This is a genomic window from Arthrobacter sp. CJL-S3 (assembly GCF_056711635.1).
On the sequence record NZ_CM160046.1, the window covers coordinates 1976256 to 1997930 of the forward strand.

Below are 21675 nucleotides of genomic sequence, written 5' to 3' on the forward strand. Positions count from 1 at the left end.
GACAGTTCCTAGCTGTCGGCCCGGCGCCCGGCAGCGGGCGTGCGGAGCCGGCGTCGGGAGTTTGCCAGATGGCTGCGCATGGCGGCCGACGACGACGATCCGTCGCCCTCGGCGATGGCGGCGTAGATGGACTCGTGTTCCAGCACCACTTGCTCGAAATGCTCCCGCACGTGGTGCTCACCGCCGGTCATGAGGCGGGTCCGGGGCATGGCGATCATGGTCTGCCCCAGCGCCGCCAGGCAGTCGGAATAGAACGGATTGCCGGTGGCGGCTGCGATGGCCCGGTGGAACTCGTAGTCCGATTTCATGGCGTGCGCCGGGTGGGTCCCGCTGGCGGTGAACTGCTCCAGCGCCGTCCGGACCGCCTGCAACTGCCGTTCCGAGCGGTTCCGGGCCGCCAGGGCGGCGGCCTCGGACTCGACGCCGATGCGGAACTCGAGCAGCCTGGCGCGGTCTTCCAGGCTGACCACCGGCCGGATCCCGGGCACCGGCTGCGCGTCGGCCGGGGGAGGGGTCAGCGCAAAGCTGCCCCGCCCCCGTTCGGTTTCGACGAGCCCTTCGGCCTGCAGGCGGGTGAGCGCGGAGCGGACCACTGTCCGGCTGACGCCGAATTCGCTGATCAGGGTGTTTTCGCTGGGAAGCTTGTCCCCCGGCTGGATGACGCCGTCGACTATGCGCATGCGAAGATCGGCGGCGAGGTCCGCGGTCAGGTTCCGGCTCATGGTTCTAGGTTACTTGCCGAATTCCACCGACTCGGTCGTCCAGGCCCGCGCCTGGTCGCTGAGTGTGATGCCCAGTCCGGGGCGGTCCGGGACCAGCATGCGGCCGTTCTTGGTTTCGAGGCGTTCGTTGAAGAGCGGATCCAGCCAGTCGAAGTGCTCCACCCACGGTTCGCGCGGGTAGGCCGCGGCGAGGTGGAGGTGGATTTCCATGGCGAAGTGCGGGGCCAGGCCCAGTCCGCGCTCGTCCGCCAGGGCAGCGAGGCGGAGGAACTGGGTGATGCCGCCGACGCGCGGCGCGTCGGGCTGGATGATGTCGCAGCCGTTGGCTTTGATCAGCCCCTGGTGTTCGGCGACGGACGCCAGCATTTCGCCGGTGGCGATGGGAGTGTCCAGGATTTGGGCGAGGTGTGCGTGGCCTTCGAAGTCGTAGGCGTCGAGGGGCTCCTCGATCCAGACCAGGTTGAATTCCTCCAGCTGGCGGCCCATCCGCAGGGCGGTGGCGCGGTCCCACTGCTGGTTGGCGTCGACCATCAGCGGCACGTCCCAGCCGATGTGTTCGCGGACCCCGGCCACACGGCGGAGGTCCTCGGCCGTGTCCGGCAGGCCCACCTTGATCTTGATGCCGCCGATGCCCTCGTCCAGAAGGGCCGTGGCGCGGGCCTTGACCTCGTCAAGCGAGGCGTTCAGGAAGCCGCCGGACGTGTTATAGGTCTGCACGGAGTCGCGGTAGGAGCCGAGGAACTTGGCCAGAGGCAGTCCCGCGCGCTTGGCCTTCAGGTCGTAGAGCGCGATGTCAATGGCGGCCAGTGCCTGCGTGGCGACGCCGGAACGGCCGACGGACGCGCCCGCCCACAGGAGCTTGGTGTAGAGCTTGCCGATGTCGTTCGGGTCCTCCCCGATGATGCCTTCGGCGACCTCCTTGGCGTGGGCGTACTGGGCCGGGCCTCCGGCGCGTTTGGAGTAGCTGAAGCCGATGCCGCTGTGGCCCTGCTCGGTGGTGATTTCGGCGAAGAGGAAGACAACTTCGGTCATGGGCTTCTGGCGCCCGGTGAAGACTTTCGCGTCGCTGATCGGGACGGCGAGCGGAAGCCGCGCAGTGGAAAGTTTTACGTGGCGGATCAGGTCTACGCTGGTCATGGATTCTCCCTGGAGGTATTGCCGGGCTGCACCGCCCCGCACCAACTTAGGATACAAGTTCTTAACTTGTATAACAAGTATTTTAGGGAAGGGACCCTAGCCGAGCAGCCGGGCAACGACGAGCAGCGCGCCGGCGCTGAGGACGGTGGTGCAGAGGATCACGTCGCGGGCCATCGTCATGCCCCGCCCGTAGGGGGAGGCGAAGAGGAACACGTTCTGTGCCGTGGGCAGGGCCGCCATGATGACGATTGCCAGCAGGTGCTGGCCCTCCAGGCCAAAGACAAAGCGGCCCAGTGCCCACACGATGAGCGGCATCCCGGCAATCTTCAGGGCGGTGGCGACCAGTGTCTCGGTGCGGCCGTCCCCCTTTTGCAGCGGCGCATTGCCGGCCAGGGAGAGTCCAAAGGCGAGCAGGACCATGGGGACGGCCCCGCCGGCGAGCATGTCGATGGGTTTCTGGAGCAGGACAGGTGCGCTCCAGCCGGTCAGGGCGACGGCGGCGCCCAGCCCGGACGCGATGATCATCGGATTCGCGAACGGCTGGAGCAGAAGCTTTTTCCAGGAGATCCTGGAGCCTCCGGCCAGGCCCAGGACGGTGAGGTAGAACGGGGCCATGACCAGGATCTGTACCAAGAGCACCGGGGCCACATGCTGTGCGGTCCCCACGGCGTAGAGCGACACGGGGATGCCGATGTTATTGGCGTTGGCATAGCTGCTGGCCATGGCGCCGACGGCGGTTTCGGCGACGGGCCGCCGGAAGAACAGGAAGCTGAGCAGGCAGTAGAGGACGCCCACGGCAGCCGCGGACAGCAGCGCGAGCGGGGCGTCGGTGCCCAGCGCGGCGCGGATGTCACTTCCGGCCACGACCGTGAACAGCAGTGCGGGGTTGGTGACGTAGAAGGCGGTGCGGGTGAGGGCGCCCTGGACCTCGGGGCCCAGGATGCGCAGCCGGGCGGCGCAGTAGCCGACGGCGATGACTGCGGAGACAATCAGGATTCCGGAGACAACGCCGCCCAAAATTTGCCCTTCGAAGGTAGCTGCGGGCCGGCATCCGGCCGGACGTGGGATGCCGCACGGCCGGCTCCGGTTGCGAGGGGAGGCGGCCGTGCGGGGTTTCAGGGGCGGCTGTTCGGCCGCATCGGTCAGCGGACCAGGCAGGGCCGCTTGGGGTCGAAGGTCCAGCCATCGATGTAGTACTGCATGCCGATGCTGTCGTCGCGGGCGTCGAGCCCGTGCTCCAGGTACAGCTGGTGTGCCCTGGCCAGGGCGTCGCGGTCCAGTTCGATCCCGAGGCCGGGCGTAGCCGGAACCTCGATCGCGCCGTCCCGGATCTGCAGCGGTTCCTGGGTCAGGCCCTGGCCGTCCTGCCAGATCCAGTGCGTGTCCAGGGCCGTGATCTCGCCCGGGGCGGCCGCGCCGGTGTGGGTGAACATGGCCAGGGAGATGTCGAAGTGGTTGTTCGAGTGCGAGCCCCAGGTCAGTCCGAACTCGTTGCACAGCTGGGCCACCCGGACGGAGCCGTGCATGGTCCAGAAGTGCGGGTCGGCCAGCGGGATGTCGACGGCGTTGCTCCGGATGGCATGGGACATCTCCCGCCAGTCTGTGGCGATCATGTTGGTGGCCGTCCTCAGCCCGGTGGCGCGGCGGAACTCCGCCATCACCTCGCGGCCGGAGAACCGGCCCTCGGCGCCGCAGGGGTCCTCGGCGTAGGCCACCACGCCCTGCATCCGCTTGCCCAGGCGGATCGCCTCGTCCAGGAGCCAGCCGCCATTGGGGTCCAGGGTGACCCGCGCTTCCGGGAAGCGCCGGGCCAGGGCCGTGACCACGTCCACCTCGGCGTCGCCGGAGAGCACTCCGCCCTTGAGCTTGAAGTCGCTGAATCCGTAGCGTTCCTGGGCGGCCTCGGCCAGGGCCACCACGGCCTCGGGGGTCATGGCCTCCTGCCGGCGCAGCGTCTCCCAGCGGTCTGCCGGGTTGTCCTCCACCAGATACGGCAGGTCCGTCCGGGCGTGGTCGCCGATGAAAAAGAGGTATCCGAGCATCGGCACCGAGCCGCGCTGCTGCCCGTCGCCCAGGAGTTCCGCGACAGACACGCCGAGGAACTGCCCGTGGAGGTCCAGCAGCGCCGATTCGACGGCGGTGACGGCGTGGACCGTGGTGCGCAGGTCGAAGGTCTGCAGGCCCCGGCCGCCGGCGTCGCGGTCCGCGAACTCCGCCGAAACTTCCCGCAGCAGCGAGCGGTACCGTGCCACGGGCCGGCCCGTGATCAGTCTGCCGGCCTCCTCGATGGTGCTGCGGATCTTCTCCCCGCCGGGCACTTCACCGAGGCCGGTGCGGCCGTCCGAATCGGTCACGATGACAATGTTGCGGGTGAAGAACGGGCCATGCGCGCCGCTGAGGTTCATCAGCATGCTGTCGTGGCCCGCGACGGGAACGACTTCGACGCGGGCAATGGTGGGCTGCGTGGTCACGCGTTGACCTCTGCTTTCTCGGTTGCTGCCTCTTGTGCTGCGGCGGCTTCGACGACGCCGTCGATCCGGCGGTTCAGCCGCCACGGATTGCCGTCCCGGAGCGGCGCCGGGAGCAGTTCCTGCGGCAGGTTCTGGTAGGCGACCGGCCGCAGGAAGCGGTTGATGGCCAGGCTGCCGACGGAGGTGGTCCGGGTGTCCGAGGTGGCCGGGAAGGGGCCGCCGTGGACCATGGCGTGCCCGACCTCGACGCCGGTGGGCCAGCCGTTGACGATGATCCTGCCGACCTTCTGCTCCAGCACCGGCACGAGGGGTGCCGCCGCCGGGTAGTCGGCCGCGGTGAGCTGCAGGGACGCGGTGAGCTGGCCTTCAAGCCGGCTGGCGGCGTCGATCAGTTCCTCGGTGTCCGAATAGCGGATCACGAGGCTGGCCGCGCCGAAAACTTCCGTGTGCAGCACGGGGTTGGACACGAACTCGGCGACACCGGTGCCGAAGATGGCGGGGGCCGGGGCGTTCTCGGTGGCGCCTTCCGCGCCGTGCCCGAGGACGCTGACATTGTCGGCGGAGCCCAGGGCCTCCGCTCCGGCGCGCCAGGATCCGGCGATTCCGGCGGTCAGCATGGTCTGTCCGGCGCTGGCGGACACGGCGCGGCCGACGGCGGCGGCAAGTTTGTCGCCCGCCGCGCCGGTGGGGGCGAACAGCAGCCCGGGGGAGGTGCACAGCTGTCCCGAGCTGCCCGTGACGGCCGCAACGTACTGCGAGGCCAGCCCGTCGATGTCTTCGGCGCTGCCGGCGATGGCCCCGGGGAAGACGAAGACCGGGTTGAGTGAGGACATTTCCGCGTAGACCGGAATCGGCTCCGGCCGGGCGGCGGCGGTGCGCATCAGGGCGATGCCGGCGGACTGCGAGCCGGTGAAGCCGACGGCTTTGATCGCCGGATCGGCGACGAGGGCCTGGCCGATGCTGCTGCCGGGCCCGTAGATGAGGGAGAACACTCCCGGGTGGAGCCCGAAGTCCTTGACGGCTTTGACAATCGCCTGGCCGACGAGCTCGCCGGTGCCCGGGTGGGCGTTGTGCGCCTTGAAGACCACCGGGCAGCCGGCGGCGAGGGCGGAGGCGGTGTCCCCGCCCGCCGTCGAGAAGGCCAGCGGGAAGTTGCTGGCGCCGAAGACGGCCACCGGGCCGAGCGGGATCTGCCGCTGCCGGATGTCAGCCCGCGGCAGGGGGGCGCGGTCCGGCAGTGCGGGGTCGACCCGGACGCCGCGGAAATCGCCCTGCCGGACGACGGCGGCGAAGAGGCGGAGTTGGCCCTCGGTGCGTGCCCGCTCGCCCTTCAGCCTCGCCGCCGGCAGGCCGGTCTCGAGGCCGGCACGCGTGATGAGCTCCTCGCCGATCGCCTCGATGTTATCGGCGATGGCCTCCAGGAAGCCCGCATGAGTCTCCGGGTCCAGGGTGCTGAAGGAGGGGTAGGCGGCGGCGGCTGCGCCGGTCGCCGTAGCGAGCTGTTCTTCGGTCAGGAGTGTGTAGCCGGGCTCGAGCTGCTCGTTGGTGGCGGGGTTGCAGCCGTGGGCGGTCTTGCCGTCCCCGGCGACCGCCCGGCCTGCGATGAGTGAGTGTCCGTTGAGGGTCACGGGGTTCCTCCTAGGAAACGGTTGCGATGAGGGCTGTGAGGTCCGCGAGGTCCTGCGGCGCGAGGTTCTGCAGGGGCGGCCGGACCCCGCCGGCGGAGCGGCCGATCGCGTCGAGGCCGCCCTTCACGATGGACACGGAGTAGCCCTTGACCCGGTCGCGGATGTCCAGGTAGGGGATCACGAAGTCGTTGAGCTTTTTGTTGACGGCAACGCGGTCCTCGTTGCGGACGTCCTGGTAGAAGTCCAGGGCGAACTGGGGGACGAAGTTGTACATCGCGCTGGAATAGGTGCTCATGCCCAGCTGGAGCAGCGGCAGGGCGAACGTCTCCGCCGTGGGCAGGCCCCCGAGGTAGAACAGGCGGTCGCCGAGCTTGGCGTATACGCGGGCGTCGTGCTCGAGATCGCCCACGCCGTCCTTGAAGCCGATCAGGTTCTCATGGCGGTCCGCCAGGGTGGCGACCGTCGTGTCCTTGTAGATGGCGTTGGCCCGGTTGTAGATGATGACGCCGAGCGAGGTGGACTCGCAGATGGCGCCCACGTGGTCGATCAGGCCGCCCTGGTCCGCTTCCGTCAGGTACGGCGGCAGAAGCAGGATGCCCTCGGCACCGGCTGCTTCGGCGGCCTGGGCGTTGCCGATGGCCTGCGCGGTGGAACCGCCGGCGGAGGCCAGGACGGGCACCAGTGCACCGACCTCCTCGACGGCGGCGCGGACCACCCTGGCCGACTCGTCCGGTGTCAGGGAGAAGCCTTCGCCGGTGCCGCCGGCGGCAAAGAGGCCCGCAACCGGGAAGCTGGCCTGCCATGCCAGGTGTTTGCGGTAGTTCTCCTCGTCGAACTGCAGCTGTGCATCGAATGAGGTCACGGGGAACGACAACAGGCCGTTCTTGAGGGTGTCTGCGAGTTCCAGGGGTGTGTACTTTGCCACGATGGGGTCCTCCGGGTGAGCGCCGTGATGGGCGTGAGTGGGGCGGTTCCCCTCCAGCGTAGGCTCGGCTGTCATGCCTGTCTAAGTTCATTTTTGTATGTATTGATACCCTCGGAGCATCACCGGGGATTTACTCCATTTGGTAGTCGAGCTCGGTCAGCAGGCGGCGCAGAGCCGGGTTCGCCACCTTGCGGTTCCAGATGGCGTGCAGTTCCACGGGTTCCCCCGGGCTGCCGCTCAACGGCAGGAATTCAACACCCTGGATGCCCAATGCCGTGGCGGAGTGCGGCACGAAGGCGACCCCGCGCTTGGCGGCGACCAGCGAAACCATGGTGAGGATCTGGCTGACGGTGTGGACCACATTGCCGTGCTGGATGGGAAACGTGCGGATGACAAGGTCGTAAAAGTAGCGGGCCTGCTGCGGCGAGTGCATGATGAGCGGCTCGTCCTTCAGTTCCTCGTTGTCGATGTCCCGGCCCAGGCCTGCCAGCCGATGACCGGACGGAACGGCGAGCACCATCGACTCGCGGTATAGCAGGTGGGAATCAAAAACATCGCGGTCAAAGGGCGGCCGGGCCAGGCCCAGATCCAGCTCCCCGGTCTGCAGCGCCTGGATCTGCTCGCCGGTCACCAGCTCCTGGAGGTCGATGTCGACGTCGGGCAGCCTCGTGGAGATCTCTTCGAGCAGCGGACCCAGGATGCTGAGGCCGCTGGCGGCCGTGAAGCCGATGCGCAGCAGGCCCGAGCGGCCGGACGCGATGCGGCGCGCGGTCACGGGGGCACGCTCGGCGAGCGCCAGCAGGCGCCTGGCCTCGTTGAGAAAGGCCACCCCCGCGTGCGTCAGCTGGACCTTCCGGTTGTCGCGCTCAAGGAGTTCCGCGCCCACGCTCCGCTCCAGTTTCTGAATCTGGCGGCTCAGCGGCGGCTGTGTCATCTGCAGGCGTTCCGCCGCGCGGCCGAAGTGCAGTTCCTCCGCGACGGCGATGAAGCCGGCCAGCTGGTCAAAGGTGAACATGATGCCTTCCTGGTATCACCCTATGCATATTTGGGCTTAGACAGGCATCATACCGGCTCCCTAGACTCGATTCAGCGAACCGGGAAGTGACCCGGTTCACATACTTCCGGGGCCCGGCCCCGCAGTGTCAACGAGGAGTCCCAATGATGCACTTCCCCAACCGCCGCGCCGTACTCGGAGCGGCCTCCGCCGTCGCGCTGCTGGCACTGACCGCCTGCGGCAACGTCGCGGCCGGCAGCACCAGTACTGCCAAGTTCCCCAGCGGTCCGGTCAACCTCACCGTCGGACAGGCCGCCGGCGGGAGCACCGACCTGATTGCCCGCGCCATCTCGGAGGGGGCCGGCAAGACGCTCGGCGTCCCGATGCCGGTGGTGAACAAGCCGGGCGCCAACGGCGCCCTTGCCACCAAGGAAGTGGCGGGCAAGCCCGCCGACGGCCAGAACCTGCTGCTGGTCACCGCCTCGCTCATCACCATCACCCCGTTGGCGGTCACCGCGGACGAAGCCGTCAACATCGACGATTTGGACATCATTGCCGGCCTGTCCCAGGACGACTACGTGCTCGTGGCCAGCAAGGCATCGGGACTCAACAGCATTGCGGACCTGACCGGCGCCGGCCGGAACATCACCTTCGGCACCACGGGCGTCGGCACCGGCAGCCAGCTCGCCCAGACTGTGCTCTTCAAGCAGGCCAACGTTCAGGGAACGGACGTCCCCTTCGACAGCGGCAAGCCCGCCCTCACGGCGGTCCTCGGCAACCAGGTCGAGGTGTCCACCATCCAGCTCGGAGAGGCCATGCCCCAGATCCAGGCCGGCAAGGTGACCCCGTTGCTCGTCTTCTCCGAAGAGCGGAACTCCTTCCTCCCGGACGTCCCCACCGCGAAGGAATCCGGATATGACGTCCCCGTGGCGCAGTACCGCGCCGTCGCGGCTCCCAAGGGAACCCCGCAGGATGTGAAGGACAAACTGTTCGCAGCCATCCAGGAGACCCTCAAGACGGAGTCCTACAAGGAATTCAACAAGAAGAACATGCTGACCCCGAAGGAAATCTCCGGAGAAGAGGTCGTGACCCAGTGGAAAGAGTACGCCGCCAAGTACAAGTCCCTGGTTGAGAAGTACGACATCAGCCTCAGCGGAACCAAGTGACCCGAGTGAAGACGACAGACGCTGTGCCCGGCGGAGCGGAGAACGCCCCTTCCGCCGGGCCCGGCCCCGACGGACTTCCGGTCGCACCGGCCGGCGGGGTCGCGGGCGGACTTACGGGCGGTGCTGCGAACGGCGGCGAGGACAACCTGACACCCGAACAGCTGGCCGCGCAGTGGGAGGAGGAGAAGCCGCCCGCCGCCGGGCCGCGGGCCAATGCGGCATCCTCAGCGGTGGTGATTGCCGTTGGGCTCGGCGCCCTCATCCTGTCCCTGGCGATGGGCCTCGGTACCCCCGCGGCACCCCAGCCCGGTCTGTGGCCGTTCATCATCAGCTGCGTGATGGTGGCCCTGGGGCTGTTCCAGCTGATCATCGGCCGGCACAACCGGGATGCGGAAAAGTTCACCCGGATGTCCCTGGCGCCGCTCACCGGTCTGGTCACGCTGGCCGCCATGGTGGCGCTGATGCCGGTCATCGGCTTTGAACTGCCCGCCCTCGTCCTGTGCGTGATCTGGATGCGGTTCCTCGGCGGCGAAACCTGGCGCTCCACGCTGCTGGTCAGCGCGATTGTTGTCGGTGCGTTCTACGGCATTTTCGTCCTGGCCCTCAACACGTCCATTCCCCACCTCTTCTAGGAGCACCCCCGTGGATTTTCTGAATCCCGTGATTAACGGTTTCGCCGTTGTCCTGGAGCCCACCAACCTCCTGTACTGCCTCATCGGCGTCGTCATCGGCATGCTGATCGGGGTGCTGCCCGGTCTGGGGCCCGCGGCAACCATCGCCATCCTGCTCCCGCTGACCTACAACGTTGAGCCCGTGACCGCCATCATCATGCTGGCGGGCATCTTCTACGGCGCCCAGTACGGCGGCACCATCACGTCGGTGCTGCTGCGGCTGCCCGGCGAAGCCTCCTCAGTGGTCACCGTCTTTGACGGCTACCAGATGGCCAAACAGGGCAAGGCCGGCACCGCCCTCGGCCTGGCCTCCATCGGTTCCTTCGTCGGCGGCACGGCATCGATCATCGGGCTGACCTTCCTGGCCCCGGTTGTGGCGAGCTTCGCCCTGGACTTCGGACCCGCCGAGTACTCCGCCCTGGCCCTGCTGGGCATCCTGCTGGTGGCCACCATCAGCAACGGCGCCAAGACCAAGGCGCTCATCGCCGCGGCCCTCGGCCTGCTGCTGGCGACGGTCGGACGCGATGTTTTCACCGGCGAAAGCCGCTTCACCTTCGGAAGCCTGGAGCTCGCGGACGGCATCGACTTTGTGCCGATCGCCATGGGCGTTTTCGGCCTGGGAGAAATCCTGTACAACCTCGAGGAACGCCACCGGGCGGCGAAAGCCCCGTCCAAGGTCACGAACGTGTGGCCCTCACGCAAGGACCTGAAGCAGGCATCCGGCGCTATCGGCCGGGGCTCGGTCCTCGGGTTCTTCCTGGGAATCCTGCCCGGCGGCGGCGCCACGATCGCCTCCATGGCCTCCTACGCCATGGAAAAGAAGCGGGCCAAGCAGCCGGAACGCTTCGGAAAGGGCGCGCCGGAGGGGGTTGCCGGACCGGAGACGGCCAACAACGCTGCCGCCACCTCGTCGTTCATCCCGCTGCTGACCCTCGGAATCCCCGCCAACGCCACCATGGCCCTGATGTTCGGCGCACTCCTGATCCAGGGCGTGACGCCGGGGCCCCAGCTCGTGGAGCAGGACCCCGAACTGTTCTGGGGCGTGGTGAACTCCATGTATATCGGCAACATCCTGCTGCTGATCATGAGCCTGCCGCTCGTCGGACTCTTCGTGAAGATCCTCCGGGTCCGCGCCGCGATCCTGGCACCCGTCACCGCCCTGATCACGCTGCTCGGCGCGTACACCATCAACAACAGCATGTTCGACGTCACGCTCGTGGTGGTCTTCGGCATCGTCGGCTACCTGATGAAGAAGTTCGGTTTCGAACCGGGACCGCTGGTCCTGGCGTTCGTCCTCGGCTCCCTGCTGGAGAGCTCACTGCGCCGTTCACTGCTGGTCTTCGGCGGCGACGCGACGGGGTTCTTCAGCCGCCCGATTTCGGCGACGCTGCTCATCGCCTTCGTGCTGGTCGCCGTCCTTCCGGGCATCCGGACCATGCTGGCCAAGCGCAAGCCCTCCGCCCCCGGAGTGCCCGCCCCCGAAAACATCAAGGAGAAGGTATGAGCATCATTGTCGGATTTGTCCCCACACCCGCGGGGGAGGCGGCGCTCACGGCCGGCATCTCCGAAGCAACCCTCCGGAACGAAGATCTCGTCATCGTCAATTCGGCCCGGGAAGGTGCCCTGGTGGACAAGGCCGTGGCCACTGCCGGGCTCCTTGAGGAGGCCGCGAAGCGCGCCACGGATGCCGGTGTCAGGACGTCCGTGCTGCAGCCGTCCTATCAGCACGACCTCGCCGATGAGTTCCTGGAGCTAGCGCGGGAGGTCAACGCCTCGCTGATCGTCATCGGACTCCGCCACCGCTCCCAGGTGGGCAAGTTCATCATGGGCAGCCACGCCCAACGCATCCTGATCCAGGCCGACCGGCCGGTTCTCGCCGTGAAGGCCGACGGCGCAGGCCGCTAGGACGTTCCCAGCGAGCGGTCCAGGAAAAGGGGCGGGCCTGAACCGAACGGTTCAGGCCCGCCCCTTTGTCCGTTCCCGGAAGGCCAGGGGGGCCGACGACGGCTGGGGGGAGAGAACCCCGGTCTCAGAGGGTTCTCAAGCGTCGCCGACCCCGTCTCACACCGGACCACCCCCACGGCTCCGGCAAGTAAACGTACTCGGTCCAACACCTCGCAGCGTTCGGCGGGGTGCGGACCTAGTACCATTCAACACCTTGAATGCTGGAACGGCGAGAAAAATCTGACGTCCACCAGGAAGTGTCGGGCCGAAGCGTTTCATCCTTTCCGGGTGACGGCACCCGGGCGGGGCAGCCGTAGCGTTGGCGGTACCCCGGAAACGGACCGGGCCCCGCGGCGTTTCGCCCGAAGCAGGACGAGCCGCCGGTCGCGGCGGCTCTCCAGGACCCCAACGCCCAGGCGAAGCGAAGTGAACGATGATAACCCTGAAGAAACATGGTGCGGTCACGGCCGAGTCGCGGGCGCTCATCATCGGCAGTGCGGGCTTCCTTCTCCTCGGCGTGGTCGCTTTCCTGCTGGTGGGGAGGGAACCCGTTGCCTTGTCCGGCCGGGGCTCGGCGGGCGACATTGCCGCGCTCGGGACGGCGGTTCTCGGCGCCGCAGCGGTGGTGGTCGGTTCCCTGCAACGCCTGAGGCCGGAATCGTCCCGGCCTGCCGCCCGCGGCCGGACACGCCACAACATCGACGTCGCAGCCCTGGCGCTGGCCCACGCCTGCATCTTCCTGCTCGGCTGGCTGGCGCTGTTCTCGATCTTCCAGCGGGCATTCGTGGGTGCAGTGCTGTACCCCCTGGCCGCGGCAATCCTCGTCGGGGTCACCGGAGCCATCAGCGCCTACATCGCCTACCTGTCGGCAGTCACCATGAACGCCTACCGGCTCGCCGCGATCCTCGCCGTCTTCCTCGTCACGGGCGTCCTGACGAGCATGCTCACCGCAGAAGACCCTCAGTGGTGGCAGGAAAACCTCAGTGCCCTCGGCACGAGCTCCGACGTGTCCGGGGCGGCGTTCAACGTCACGCTGATCGTTGCCGGCGTCGTGGTCACCACCCTGGCCGGATACTCCACCAGGACGCTCGAAGCGACGGCCGACACCGCGCCCTCGCGCCGCCGGGTCCGGCAGCTGGAGGGCGGCATCATCCTCATCGGCATTCTCCTCGCCTGCGTGGGACTGTTCCCCGTGGATGAGCAATTCTGGCTCCACACCGCGGCCGCGTCCGGCATGGTCGTGGTGTTCGGAACCCTGATTGTCCGCATGCGGTCACTGGTGCCCTCGATCCCGGCGACGTTCAACGTGCTGGGATTGGTGTTCCTGGCGGTCATCGCCTTCGCCGTGGTGATGTACTTCCCTGTCGGCTACTACAACCTCACTGCCGTGGAGCTCATCGCCGCCTCGCTGGTCTTTGCCTGGCTGATCGTCCTGATCCGCAACCTTGCCGCCGTCGACGCCGACCAGCTCGCGGCCGGCCGCCGGCCCTTCCGCAGTCCCAGGGCACCGACACCGCCGGCAATACCGCGGCACCCGGAACGGACAGGACCGCCGCGGGGTCCTGAAGGCAAAGCGACAGGGGAACAAGGCATGAAGAAATTGCAGCCGGGACGCCCGACCGGATTGCCCATCGCCGGCCAGCTCCGCTCCTACGACCGCGCCTGGCTGAGAGGCGACCTGATCGCCGGGGTGACCGTCGCGGCGCTGATCGTTCCCAAGAACCTGGGCTATGCCGGGATCGCGGGGATCCCGCTGCAGAACGGCCTCTATGCGGCGGCTGCCGGCGCGATCGTGTACGGGATCTTCGGCTCGTGCCGGCAGATCTCGATGGGTCCAAGTTCGGGCCTGGCGGCGGTGGCCGCGAGCGCGGTGCTCGCGGCCGGCATCACCAGCGGGCCGGATGTCGCCTCGTTCGTCGCGGGCATCACCCTCGCCTCAGGCGTCCTGTTCCTGCTGCTTGCCGTCCTGCGGATGGGCTGGATTGCGCAATTCCTCTCGCGGGCGGTGGTCACCGGCTTCCTCTTCGGCGCGGCGATCGACGTCGTGATCGGGGAACTTCCGAAGCTCACCGGGACCGAAGTCACCGGCTCCAACCCGATCCAGGAACTGCGGTCGTGGCTGGGGACCTGGGGCGAGGCGCAGCAGACCACCGTGGTCGTGGGCGTCGTCTCGCTCGTTGTGGTCTTCGGGCTGAAGGCGGTCGCGCCCAGGGTTCCCGGCGCCCTGGTCCTGGTGGTGGGCGGACTGCTGGCGGCGGCGGTGTTCGATCTCGGGGCGAGGGGAGTGGCACTGGTGGGTGATGTGCCCAGCGGGCTGCCGCGGCCGGAGCTCCCGGACGGCCAGCTGATGTGGGACAACGCGGGAACCGTCGCCCTCGCGGCGGTGGCGCTGGTCCTGATCGGATTTTCCCAGACCGCGGGGGATGCCCGGGCGTTCGCCGCCAAGCACCGCTACCAGATTGACATCAACCAGGAGTCCGTTGCCCAGTCGTTCGCCAACATGGCCGCGGGAGTATGCAAGGGGATGCCCGTCTCGACGAGCCTGTCGGCGAGCTCGCTCAACGACCATTCCGGAGCAAAGACCGGCCTGGCCTCGCTCACCGCCGGCGCCACCGTCCTGCTCACGCTGCTGTTCCTGGCGCCGCTCTTCTCGAACCTTCCCAAACCGGTGCTGGCGGCGCTGATCATCGAAGCCGTTGTCATGGGCATGATGAACGTGCCGGAGATGCGGCGGCTGGCCCGGGTGCAAAAGTTTGACTTCTGGATTGCCGTCGCAGCCATTGTCGGCACCCTCATCTTCGGTGTCCTGGCGGGCGTCATCATCGGGATCGGACTCTCGCTCATCTGGCTCGTCGGTGTGGCCACCCACCCGGAGATGCCGTCCCTCGGACGGGAGCGGGGCACGCAGGTCTTCCGCGAAGTGGCCGAGCACCCCGGAGACGAGGTGATCCCGGGGGTTGCCGTGATCCGGTTCGACGGCGGCCTATTCTTCGCCACCGCGGACGCCCTGGAGGATCGCCTGCGCGAGACGATCCACTCAACGTCCGGCCTCACCGGCATCGTCCTGGACTGCGGCGGTATCAATTTCGTCGACTCCCAGGGCGCCGCGAAGATGGCAGACATCGTGGACCTCGCCCGGGAAGCCGGGGTCACCCTGCGCCTGGCCCGGCTGAAACCCGCAGTCCGGGCCACGCTGGCCAGGGACGGGGTGATCGAGCGCATCGGCGCTGACCGGATCCACGGCAACATCTACCGGGCCGTGGAGGCGGAAGAGGCCGCGGCGAACCAGGCACGCGACGAGCGGCAGGGTTAGCAGCCTGACGCCAAGGTCACCCGCCGGGAATGATTTGCCCGGCAGGCCGACTGGCTAGCGTTGGGGGAGCAGCACATCCGACAAGCCCGGGAGTCGATGACAGATGAAAAAGCCGGACGACGGCGGCCTTCCGGCGGAGCCTTCTAACACTCCGGCGGAGCCCTTTAACAGCAGGCTCGCGCTGTTGCTGGCGATGGCGATGTTTGTGCTGGTGGTCGACACGTCGATCATGAACGTTTCGATCTCCGCTGTGGTGCGGGATATCGGCTCGACCGTCAGCGGCCTCCAGTCGGCGATTGCGCTCGAAGCGCTGGTGTCCGCCGCTTTCATCCTGATCGGCGGAAAAATCGGCGATCTGATCGGGCGGAAGCGCGCCTACGTGATCGGTCTGGTCTGTTATGCCATCGGCGCCGTGGCGATGACGATGGCGCAGAGCCTCCTCCCGATCATCATCTTCTGGGCCGTGATCGGCGGCCTGGGCGCCTCGCTCCTGCTGCCCGCCATGCAGTCCCTCATCCATGGAAATTTCGAGGGAGCGGCGCAGAAACGGGTCTATGCACTGGTCGGCGCCTCGGCGGCGATCGCTGCGGCGGTGGGGCCGCTGCTCGGCGGGTTCATCACCACGTTCCTGTCCTGGCGCGTCGCCTTCATGCTTGAGGCCCTGATCATCGCGGTCGTGCTGTCCGGGATCAAGCTCGTCCGCGACGTGCCGTTCGAGGGTTCCCGGGAACTGGATATTTTCGGGTCACTGCTGTCGATCGTGGGCATGGGCGGCGTCGTGCTCGGCATCCTGGTCTGGCAGGAAGGCGGCGAATCGGTGGGCGCCCTCCTGGCCGTCGGCGCGGTCGGACTGGGCGGCCTGGTCTACTGGCTCCGTCAGCGCAAACGCCGCGACAAGCCGACACTGCTGGACCCGGATCTCTTCCAGTCGAAAGCGTTCCGCTTTGGTGCCACAGGCCAGATGCTTCAGCAGATCGCCCTCGGCGGCACGATGATCGTGCTGCCCATCTACCTGCAGATGGTGCTCGGATACAACGCGATGCAGTCAGGGCTTTCGATTGCCCCGCTGTCGCTCACGATGTTCGCGGTGGCCATGCTCGCCGGGAAGAGGTCCGGGACGCGGCGCCCGGCGAGCCTCATACGGTGGGGCTTCCTGCTCCTGATCGTGGGCCTGGTGGTGCTGGTTCCGGTCGTGCCGCGCGCGGACTCCGGCTGGTGGCTCCTGATCCCGCTGATCATCGCAGGCGGTGGCCTGGGGCTGCTGGTATCCCAGCTCAACAACTACACCCTGTCCCCGATCTCGGACGAGCGGGTCAGCGAGGCCGCCAGCGTGAACTCCGCGGCAGGGTCGTTCGGGCTGTCGTTCGGGCTCGCGTTTGCCGGCGGCATCATGCTGGCATCGCTCTCGTCCATTTTCATCGGCATGGCCACGTCCAGCACGGTGCTCGCGCCCGATCAGCAGCAGCAGGTCGCGCGGAGCCTGGAAGAGGACGCGCAGGTGATGAGCGACGCGCAACTCGAGGAACTCCTCGCCGGCCAACCGGAGGACGTCGCGGACGAGATCATCCGCATCAACACGGAGGCACGGCCCCTGGCGCTCCAGATCGCACTGTTCGTGCCGATTCTTGCCGGCCTTGCCGGCCTCGGCACCTCCTTCCGCATGATGAGGCTTCCTGATCCCAAGCCCGCCGGTGCCGGTGAGGGGACAGTCCTGGGTTGAGTTTTGCACGGTGCCGCCTAAACCCGGGAATTCACCCTCAGTGGATGAGGAATTCGCCCGGGTCCGGGGCAGAAGATGTTTATACCTGCCGATGGTCAGGCTGCCAGGCGACGACCCGGACCTGCAGTTAGCTCCATTCCCACCCGAGGCTGCGTTCACGTGCAAAGCCGCATTCAATTGAAAGTAGGGAAGTCGAAATGAGTTTCTGGGAGAATTTTTGGGAAGTTTTCTGGTGGTTCATTTATGTGTACGCATTCTTCGCGTTCCTCTTCGCGTTATTCGTCATTATTTCCGACGTCTTTCGCGACCGGGAGTTGAACGGCTGGTTGAAAGCTGTCTGGATCGTTTTCCTGGCCTTCCTCCCTATCTTGGGTGTGCTGGTGTACCTGATTGCCCGCGGTAAGGGCATGACCGAGAGAATGATGGAACGGTCCCGCCAGCACCAGGAAGCGTCCGAAGCGTACATCCGCGAGGTGGCCGCGCCGAGCCCAACCGACGAGATTTCCAAAGCCAAGGCCCTTCTGGATGCAGGAACCATCAGCCCTGACGAGTACGAAAAGATCAAGAGCAGCATCCTGGTCTGACGATAGGGTGCTCTGGCGTCGCAACTCTGAACGGACCCGAAAGGTCCGTTCAGAGCTGGACTACGGTGTATCCGACAATGAACACGCCGATTGTCAATGTGACGATTGCCGCAATCGTCTGGCCGTGTCGCTGCATCCACGTGTAAATTGCGGTCAGCGGCACTTCGGCCCGCTCCGGCGAATGCATCCAGACGGCGATCGGCACCACGACTGCTGACTGGGTGACGACGGCATAGGCGAGGACGAACAGGGTCCCCTGGAGCATCGGGGGTTCCCGGACGCCGATGAGCGCGCCGGCTGTGACGGCAAGCAGAATTGCCTTGGGACGCAGGTTCAACCCCAGGCCCAGGACCACGTATTCCCACCGGTGTGCGTCTTGGAACCGCGTCTTCATCTTGCCCAGGACAGCGCTGTCCCCCTGGCTTCTGTGCCCGAAGAGATAGAGGGCGTAGGCGATCAGGAAGAATCCGATCAAAAAGCCGAGCCACGCCAGCAGCTCGTCCTGCTTCCAGGCCGGCGTGCCCGGCAGGAATTGCAGCCCGACAGCCGAGAGGCCGACCACGACGATTGATCCGGCGACGCTGCCGACCAGGAAGGGCACTGCACCGCGGCGCGGCTCCGGGGAGAGCAGGATCATGATGGTGATGCTGACAGGCACGGTGCTGATCGCCCCTGCCAGGGCGAATAGCAGCAGGCTGGGGATAATGCTCAGCACGCTGTCACCTGGTCTGGGGGATTGACCGACGGCATGTCATGCCTTCGGTGGTATGCCGGGGCCCGGGTTGTCCGATCCCCGCCGTACCCGGCGGGCGCGGATCGCATCGTCTTCCTGCTTCAAGAGCTCCTCAAGGTCCTTGTTGTCTCCTGTCAGGGGCCGCCACCAGGCGATGGCAGGGTCGGAGTCGAGGAGGATCGTGCGGCCTAGGAGGGTGAGGGGCACGGCGAGGATCGCGCCGACGGGTCCCAGGATGACAGCCCAGAACAGCACTGAAGTGAACGTTATCGTCTCGCTGAGAGCAACCGCATTGCCGACGTACTTGGGCTGGATGATGGACTGGATGACACCGTTGATCCCGCCGTAGATGACGATGACCGCCAGGGCGGTCGGCCATCCGCCGGTAAGGAATCCAAAGAACAACGGCGGGATGATCGCGATGAAATAGCCGATGTTCGGGATGAAGCTGCAAATGAAGGAGAGCAGCCCCCACAGCAGGGCACCCGGGACCTGCAGGAGGACGAGGACCAGCCAGTTGAAGAGGCCCTGGGCCACTCCGAGGACCGTGGTAGCGATCATGTACCGGCGGACGCCGTTGCCAAAGCCGTTGAAAGCCGTTACCAGGGCCGGACGGTGGTGGTTCAGATGGGTCAGCAAGGCGGGCATGCGCGAGCCGTCGACCGCCATGAGGATCAGCATCGTCAGAATGACCACGAGGCCGCCGGCGATGCTAGTGATGTTGCCCAGGATGCCGCCGATGAATTCTATGATGCTCTCGGGGGTGAACTCCTGCTGCACTGTTTGGGTTTGCTCGGGGCCGAAGCCCACTGCTTCCAGCATCTGGGCGATGGAGGCACCCAACTGCTCAATTTGGGGAGCATATTGCGGCAATAGCGCGGAGAACTGGGCCAGAGAGGCCACCAGCACCGCGGCGAAGCCGGTCAGCAGGGCGAAGACGGCCGCGATGGTGGATCCCGTGGCGAGTCCCCGCGGCACTCCGTGCCCCTGCATCCAGCGCCGAAGCGGATGAACGCAAAGTGTTAGAACAAAAGCGAAGAACACCGGGGTGACAATCCCCCGCATCGCGGCAAGGCCGAAGGCCACGACCGTTGCGCAGGCCAGGGCGAGGAGGATGACGGCGGAACGGGGGAGGAAAGGGCGTGCATTTGAGTCCGCTGGTTCCGGTTCCATGGCCCCTCCTTTGTTTGGCACGGACACGGTCTGAAGTCGCGGCAGCCGCTTAGCCGTGACCGTGTATCCTCCCCGCCCGGCGGGGGCGGCTGGGTTGGTGCGCCGCGTCGTCCAGACAGTCATTCAGGGTAATGGCGGCATCGATGAGGGCGAGATGCGTGAAAGCCTGCGGAAAATTGCCGATCTGTTCACCCGTGGGCGCGATTTCTTCGGAGTACAGGCCGAGATGGTTCGCGTACGTCAGCATCTTCTCGAACGTAAGGCGGGCATCATCCACCCGGCCTGCCCGCGACAGGGCATCGACGTAGAGAAAGGTGCACAGCGAGAATGTACCTTCGGAGCCACGGAGACCATCGGGCGAGGCGCTGGGGTCATAGCGGTACACCAGGCTGTCGGATACGAGTTCGGCGTCCATGGCGCGGAGGGTCGACTGCCACATGGGTTCACTGGGAGCCACGAAGCCGACTTGTGACATCTTCAGCAACGACGCGTCGAGAACCGTTTCGCCGTACTGCTGCACGAACGCCCCACGCTCGGTGCTCCAGCCTTTGGCCATGATTTGGTTGTAGATCGCGTCGCGCTCGGTGATCCACCGCGCAAGGGGTCCCGGACGGCCGTGCGCGGTCGCGAGCCGGATGGCCCGGTCGAAGGCAACCCAGCACATCAGCCGTCCGTAGGTGAAGTCCTTCCGGCCGCCGCGCGTCTCCCAGATGCCTTCTTCCGGCTGGTCCCAGTTGTCGGCGAGCCACTCCAGTAGTTCGCAGATGGCAAGCCAACCGGGGTGCCCGATGCCGTCTCCGATCCGGTCGAGGGAGTACACGGCGTCCAGCGCTTCGCCGTAGATGTCCAGTTGAAGTTGACCGGCAGCGCCGTTTCCGATGCGCACAGGATGGGAGCCTCGATAGCCCTCCCAATCAGCGAGGACTTCTTCATGAAGTTCGGGGTTTCCGTCGATGCGGTACATGATGTTCAGCGGGCCGGTGTCGCTCTCCAGCCGCTCGGCGATGCGGTCGCGGAGCCACAAGCTAAAGGCTGCGGCCTCGTCGACGAATCCCATCCGGATCAGGGTGTGAACCGAGAAGGAGGCATCGCGTATCCAGGTGTACCGGTAGTCCCAATTGCGTTCGCCGCCGACTTGTTCCGGCAGGCCGGCGGTGGGAGCCGCCACCAAGGCACCCGTCGGCGCGTAGGTCAGCAGCTTCAGCGTAATGGCCGAGCGTTCCAACTCTTCGCGCCAGCGCCCGGTATAGGTGGATTGGCTCAGCCAGTCGTGCCAGAAGCGCGCGGTTGCATCGAGCATCCGCTGGGCCTGTGAGGGAGGCATCTTTCGTGGCACAACGTCCGGACCCGTCTCCAGGACGACGCCGCGCATTTGGCCCTGCTCGAGACTCAGCGAGACATGCAGGTCACCGTCCTCGGTAGCTTCGTACCGGCCGGGCCGGTCGTCCCCCGGCTCCCGGATGAGGCTGAGTGCCAACCGGGTGTCGCCGGTATCGAAGATCGCGCCGTCTTCGCTGAGGTTCAGGTGGTGGGACCGCCGGCCGTAGTCGAAGCGGGGCGCCACCTCAACGTTGAACGAGATCTGTCCCCGCACACATCGGAGCATGCGCACCAGCCGGTGCTGTTCGCTGGCCGCCTCACCCGTGATCGGCATGAAATCCATCAGTTCGCCGACGCCGCCCTCGGTGAGGAAGCGTGTGATGAGGACAGCCGTGTCGGGCAAATACAGTTGCTTGGTGGCGAAGGCCTCGTCGACGGGCCGGGTGCTGAAGTGGCCGCCGCGGGAACGGTCCAGCAGGGACGCAAAAATGCTGGGCGAGTCGAAACGGGGACTGCAGAACCAATCGAGAGTGCCGTCCGTGGATACCAGGGCCGCAGTTTGCAGATCACCGATCAGGCCATGGTCTGCGATCAGTGGGTATTCGTTCAACGGGACGACCTTCCGGGTACTCTTCCTCGGACAGCGAATCGATGTTCATCAGCGCAGGCCAACGTTGCAGGCGGTCACGTCGACGGAGGGGTCAGCTCATGACCCTGGTCTTGAGCCTCTGGAACTCGTCAGGGCTGATGGTTCCGGAGTCCAGCAGGGCCTTGGCCTTGGAGATCTCCTCGGTTGGGCTCGCGGTCGCTACCTGTCGGATGTACGCATCGGCTTCCTCCTGGTTTCGACGGGCCCGTTCCATCGACCGTTCAGTCATGCCCTTGCCGCGGGCAATCATGTACACCAGGAGCGTCAAGAACGGAACGAATGCCAGGAAGATGAACCAGACGGCCTTCCACCAGCCGCTCAGTTCATGGTCGCGGAAAAGGTCGGCAATGACGATGAAGAGCGCGTAGAGGAAGGCGAAGATGGCATACACAATAAAGAACCACCAGAAGATATCCCAGAAATTTTCCCAGAAACTCACTTGGCATCCCTACTTTCGATTGTTTCGGCGTGAACCCTTATGCAGGCTTGCTTGAAATGGTGCCGGTTGCAGGCGTCCGGAGCTGT

Annotated in this window: 18 protein-coding genes; 7 read left to right on the forward strand and 11 right to left on the reverse strand. The window is 66.5% G+C overall.

The annotated features are described in order from the left end of the window. Positions 1-8: 8 nt before the first annotated feature. The 7 genes from AC06G6_RS08900 to AC06G6_RS08930 all read right to left on the reverse strand — a co-directional run bounded on the left by AC06G6_RS08900 (position 9) and on the right by AC06G6_RS08930 (position 7898). Complete coding sequence (locus tag AC06G6_RS08900; protein WP_479828293.1) at positions 9-722, reverse strand: FadR/GntR family transcriptional regulator; 714 nt, start codon at positions 720-722, stop codon at positions 9-11. 9 nt (positions 723-731) lie between these two features. Next, positions 732-1859 (reverse strand): L-talarate/galactarate dehydratase, encoded by a 1128-nt coding sequence (locus tag AC06G6_RS08905; protein WP_479828297.1) that lies wholly within the window; start codon positions 1857-1859, stop codon positions 732-734. 96 nt (positions 1860-1955) lie between these two features. Further along, positions 1956-2876 (reverse strand): AEC family transporter, encoded by a 921-nt coding sequence (locus tag AC06G6_RS08910; protein WP_479828303.1) that lies wholly within the window; start codon positions 2874-2876, stop codon positions 1956-1958. A gap of 125 nt (positions 2877-3001) precedes the next feature. Beyond that, positions 3002-4330 carry an enolase C-terminal domain-like protein gene (locus tag AC06G6_RS08915; RefSeq protein ID WP_479828308.1) on the reverse strand — a complete coding sequence of 443 codons (1329 nt, stop codon included), beginning with the start codon at positions 4328-4330 and terminating at the stop codon, positions 3002-3004. Continuing rightward, positions 4327-5958 (reverse strand): aldehyde dehydrogenase (NADP(+)), encoded by a 1632-nt coding sequence (locus AC06G6_RS08920; protein WP_479828311.1) that lies wholly within the window; start codon positions 5956-5958, stop codon positions 4327-4329. The genes AC06G6_RS08915 and AC06G6_RS08920 overlap by 4 nt, the downstream gene beginning before the upstream one ends. Before the next feature lie 10 nt (positions 5959-5968). Beyond that, entirely contained in the window at positions 5969-6883 is a 915-nt protein-coding gene (gene kdgD / locus AC06G6_RS08925; RefSeq protein WP_479828314.1) for a 5-dehydro-4-deoxyglucarate dehydratase, read from the reverse strand. Positions 6884-7013: 130 nt separating this feature from the next. Further along, on the reverse strand, positions 7014-7898 hold the full coding sequence (locus AC06G6_RS08930) for a LysR family transcriptional regulator (RefSeq protein WP_479828318.1): 885 nt from the start codon (positions 7896-7898) through the stop codon (positions 7014-7016). A gap of 143 nt (positions 7899-8041) precedes the next feature. On the opposite strand from AC06G6_RS08930, the gene AC06G6_RS08935 reads away from it, so the two are divergent. From AC06G6_RS08935 to AC06G6_RS08965, 7 genes are all read left to right on the forward strand, one after another. Continuing rightward, entirely contained in the window at positions 8042-9043 is a 1002-nt protein-coding gene (locus AC06G6_RS08935; protein WP_479828323.1) for a tripartite tricarboxylate transporter substrate binding protein, read from the forward strand. 5 nt (positions 9044-9048) lie between these two features. Then, positions 9049-9675 (forward strand): tripartite tricarboxylate transporter TctB family protein, encoded by a 627-nt coding sequence (locus AC06G6_RS08940; protein ID WP_479828327.1) that lies wholly within the window; start codon positions 9049-9051, stop codon positions 9673-9675. 10 nt (positions 9676-9685) lie between these two features. After that, positions 9686-11218, forward strand: a complete 1533-nt coding sequence (locus AC06G6_RS08945; RefSeq protein WP_479828331.1) for a tripartite tricarboxylate transporter permease — start codon at positions 9686-9688, stop codon at positions 11216-11218. Beyond that, positions 11215-11619 carry a universal stress protein gene (locus AC06G6_RS08950; RefSeq protein ID WP_479828333.1) on the forward strand — a complete coding sequence of 135 codons (405 nt, stop codon included), beginning with the start codon at positions 11215-11217 and terminating at the stop codon, positions 11617-11619. Before AC06G6_RS08945 ends, AC06G6_RS08950 begins: the two co-directional genes overlap by 4 nt. A gap of 472 nt (positions 11620-12091) precedes the next feature. Continuing rightward, positions 12092-14971 carry a SulP family inorganic anion transporter gene (locus AC06G6_RS08955; protein ID WP_479828337.1) on the forward strand — a complete coding sequence of 960 codons (2880 nt, stop codon included), beginning with the start codon at positions 12092-12094 and terminating at the stop codon, positions 14969-14971. Positions 14972-15074: 103 nt separating this feature from the next. Beyond that, positions 15075-16691 (forward strand): MFS transporter, encoded by a 1617-nt coding sequence (locus tag AC06G6_RS08960; protein ID WP_479828340.1) that lies wholly within the window; start codon positions 15075-15077, stop codon positions 16689-16691. A 197-nt stretch (positions 16692-16888) separates the two neighbouring features. Beyond that, positions 16889-17275 carry an SHOCT domain-containing protein gene (locus AC06G6_RS08965; protein ID WP_479828343.1) on the forward strand — a complete coding sequence of 129 codons (387 nt, stop codon included), beginning with the start codon at positions 16889-16891 and terminating at the stop codon, positions 17273-17275. Between the two features lie 49 nt (positions 17276-17324). Here the strand turns inward: AC06G6_RS08965 and AC06G6_RS08970 are convergent, their stop codons facing one another. The 4 genes from AC06G6_RS08970 to AC06G6_RS08985 form a co-directional block, all read right to left on the reverse strand. Continuing rightward, complete coding sequence (locus tag AC06G6_RS08970; RefSeq protein ID WP_479828345.1) at positions 17325-17990, reverse strand: GAP family protein; 666 nt, start codon at positions 17988-17990, stop codon at positions 17325-17327. A 36-nt stretch (positions 17991-18026) separates the two neighbouring features. Beyond that, entirely contained in the window at positions 18027-19181 is a 1155-nt protein-coding gene (locus tag AC06G6_RS08975) for an AI-2E family transporter (protein ID WP_479828349.1), read from the reverse strand. 49 nt (positions 19182-19230) lie between these two features. Then, positions 19231-21111: a glycoside hydrolase family 15 protein gene (locus AC06G6_RS08980; RefSeq protein ID WP_479828351.1), complete on the reverse strand. Its 1881-nt coding sequence runs from the start codon at positions 21109-21111 to the stop codon at positions 19231-19233. 91 nt (positions 21112-21202) lie between these two features. Further along, positions 21203-21589, reverse strand: a complete 387-nt coding sequence (locus AC06G6_RS08985) for an SHOCT domain-containing protein (protein WP_307464195.1) — start codon at positions 21587-21589, stop codon at positions 21203-21205. Positions 21590-21675: the final 86 nt, after the last annotated feature.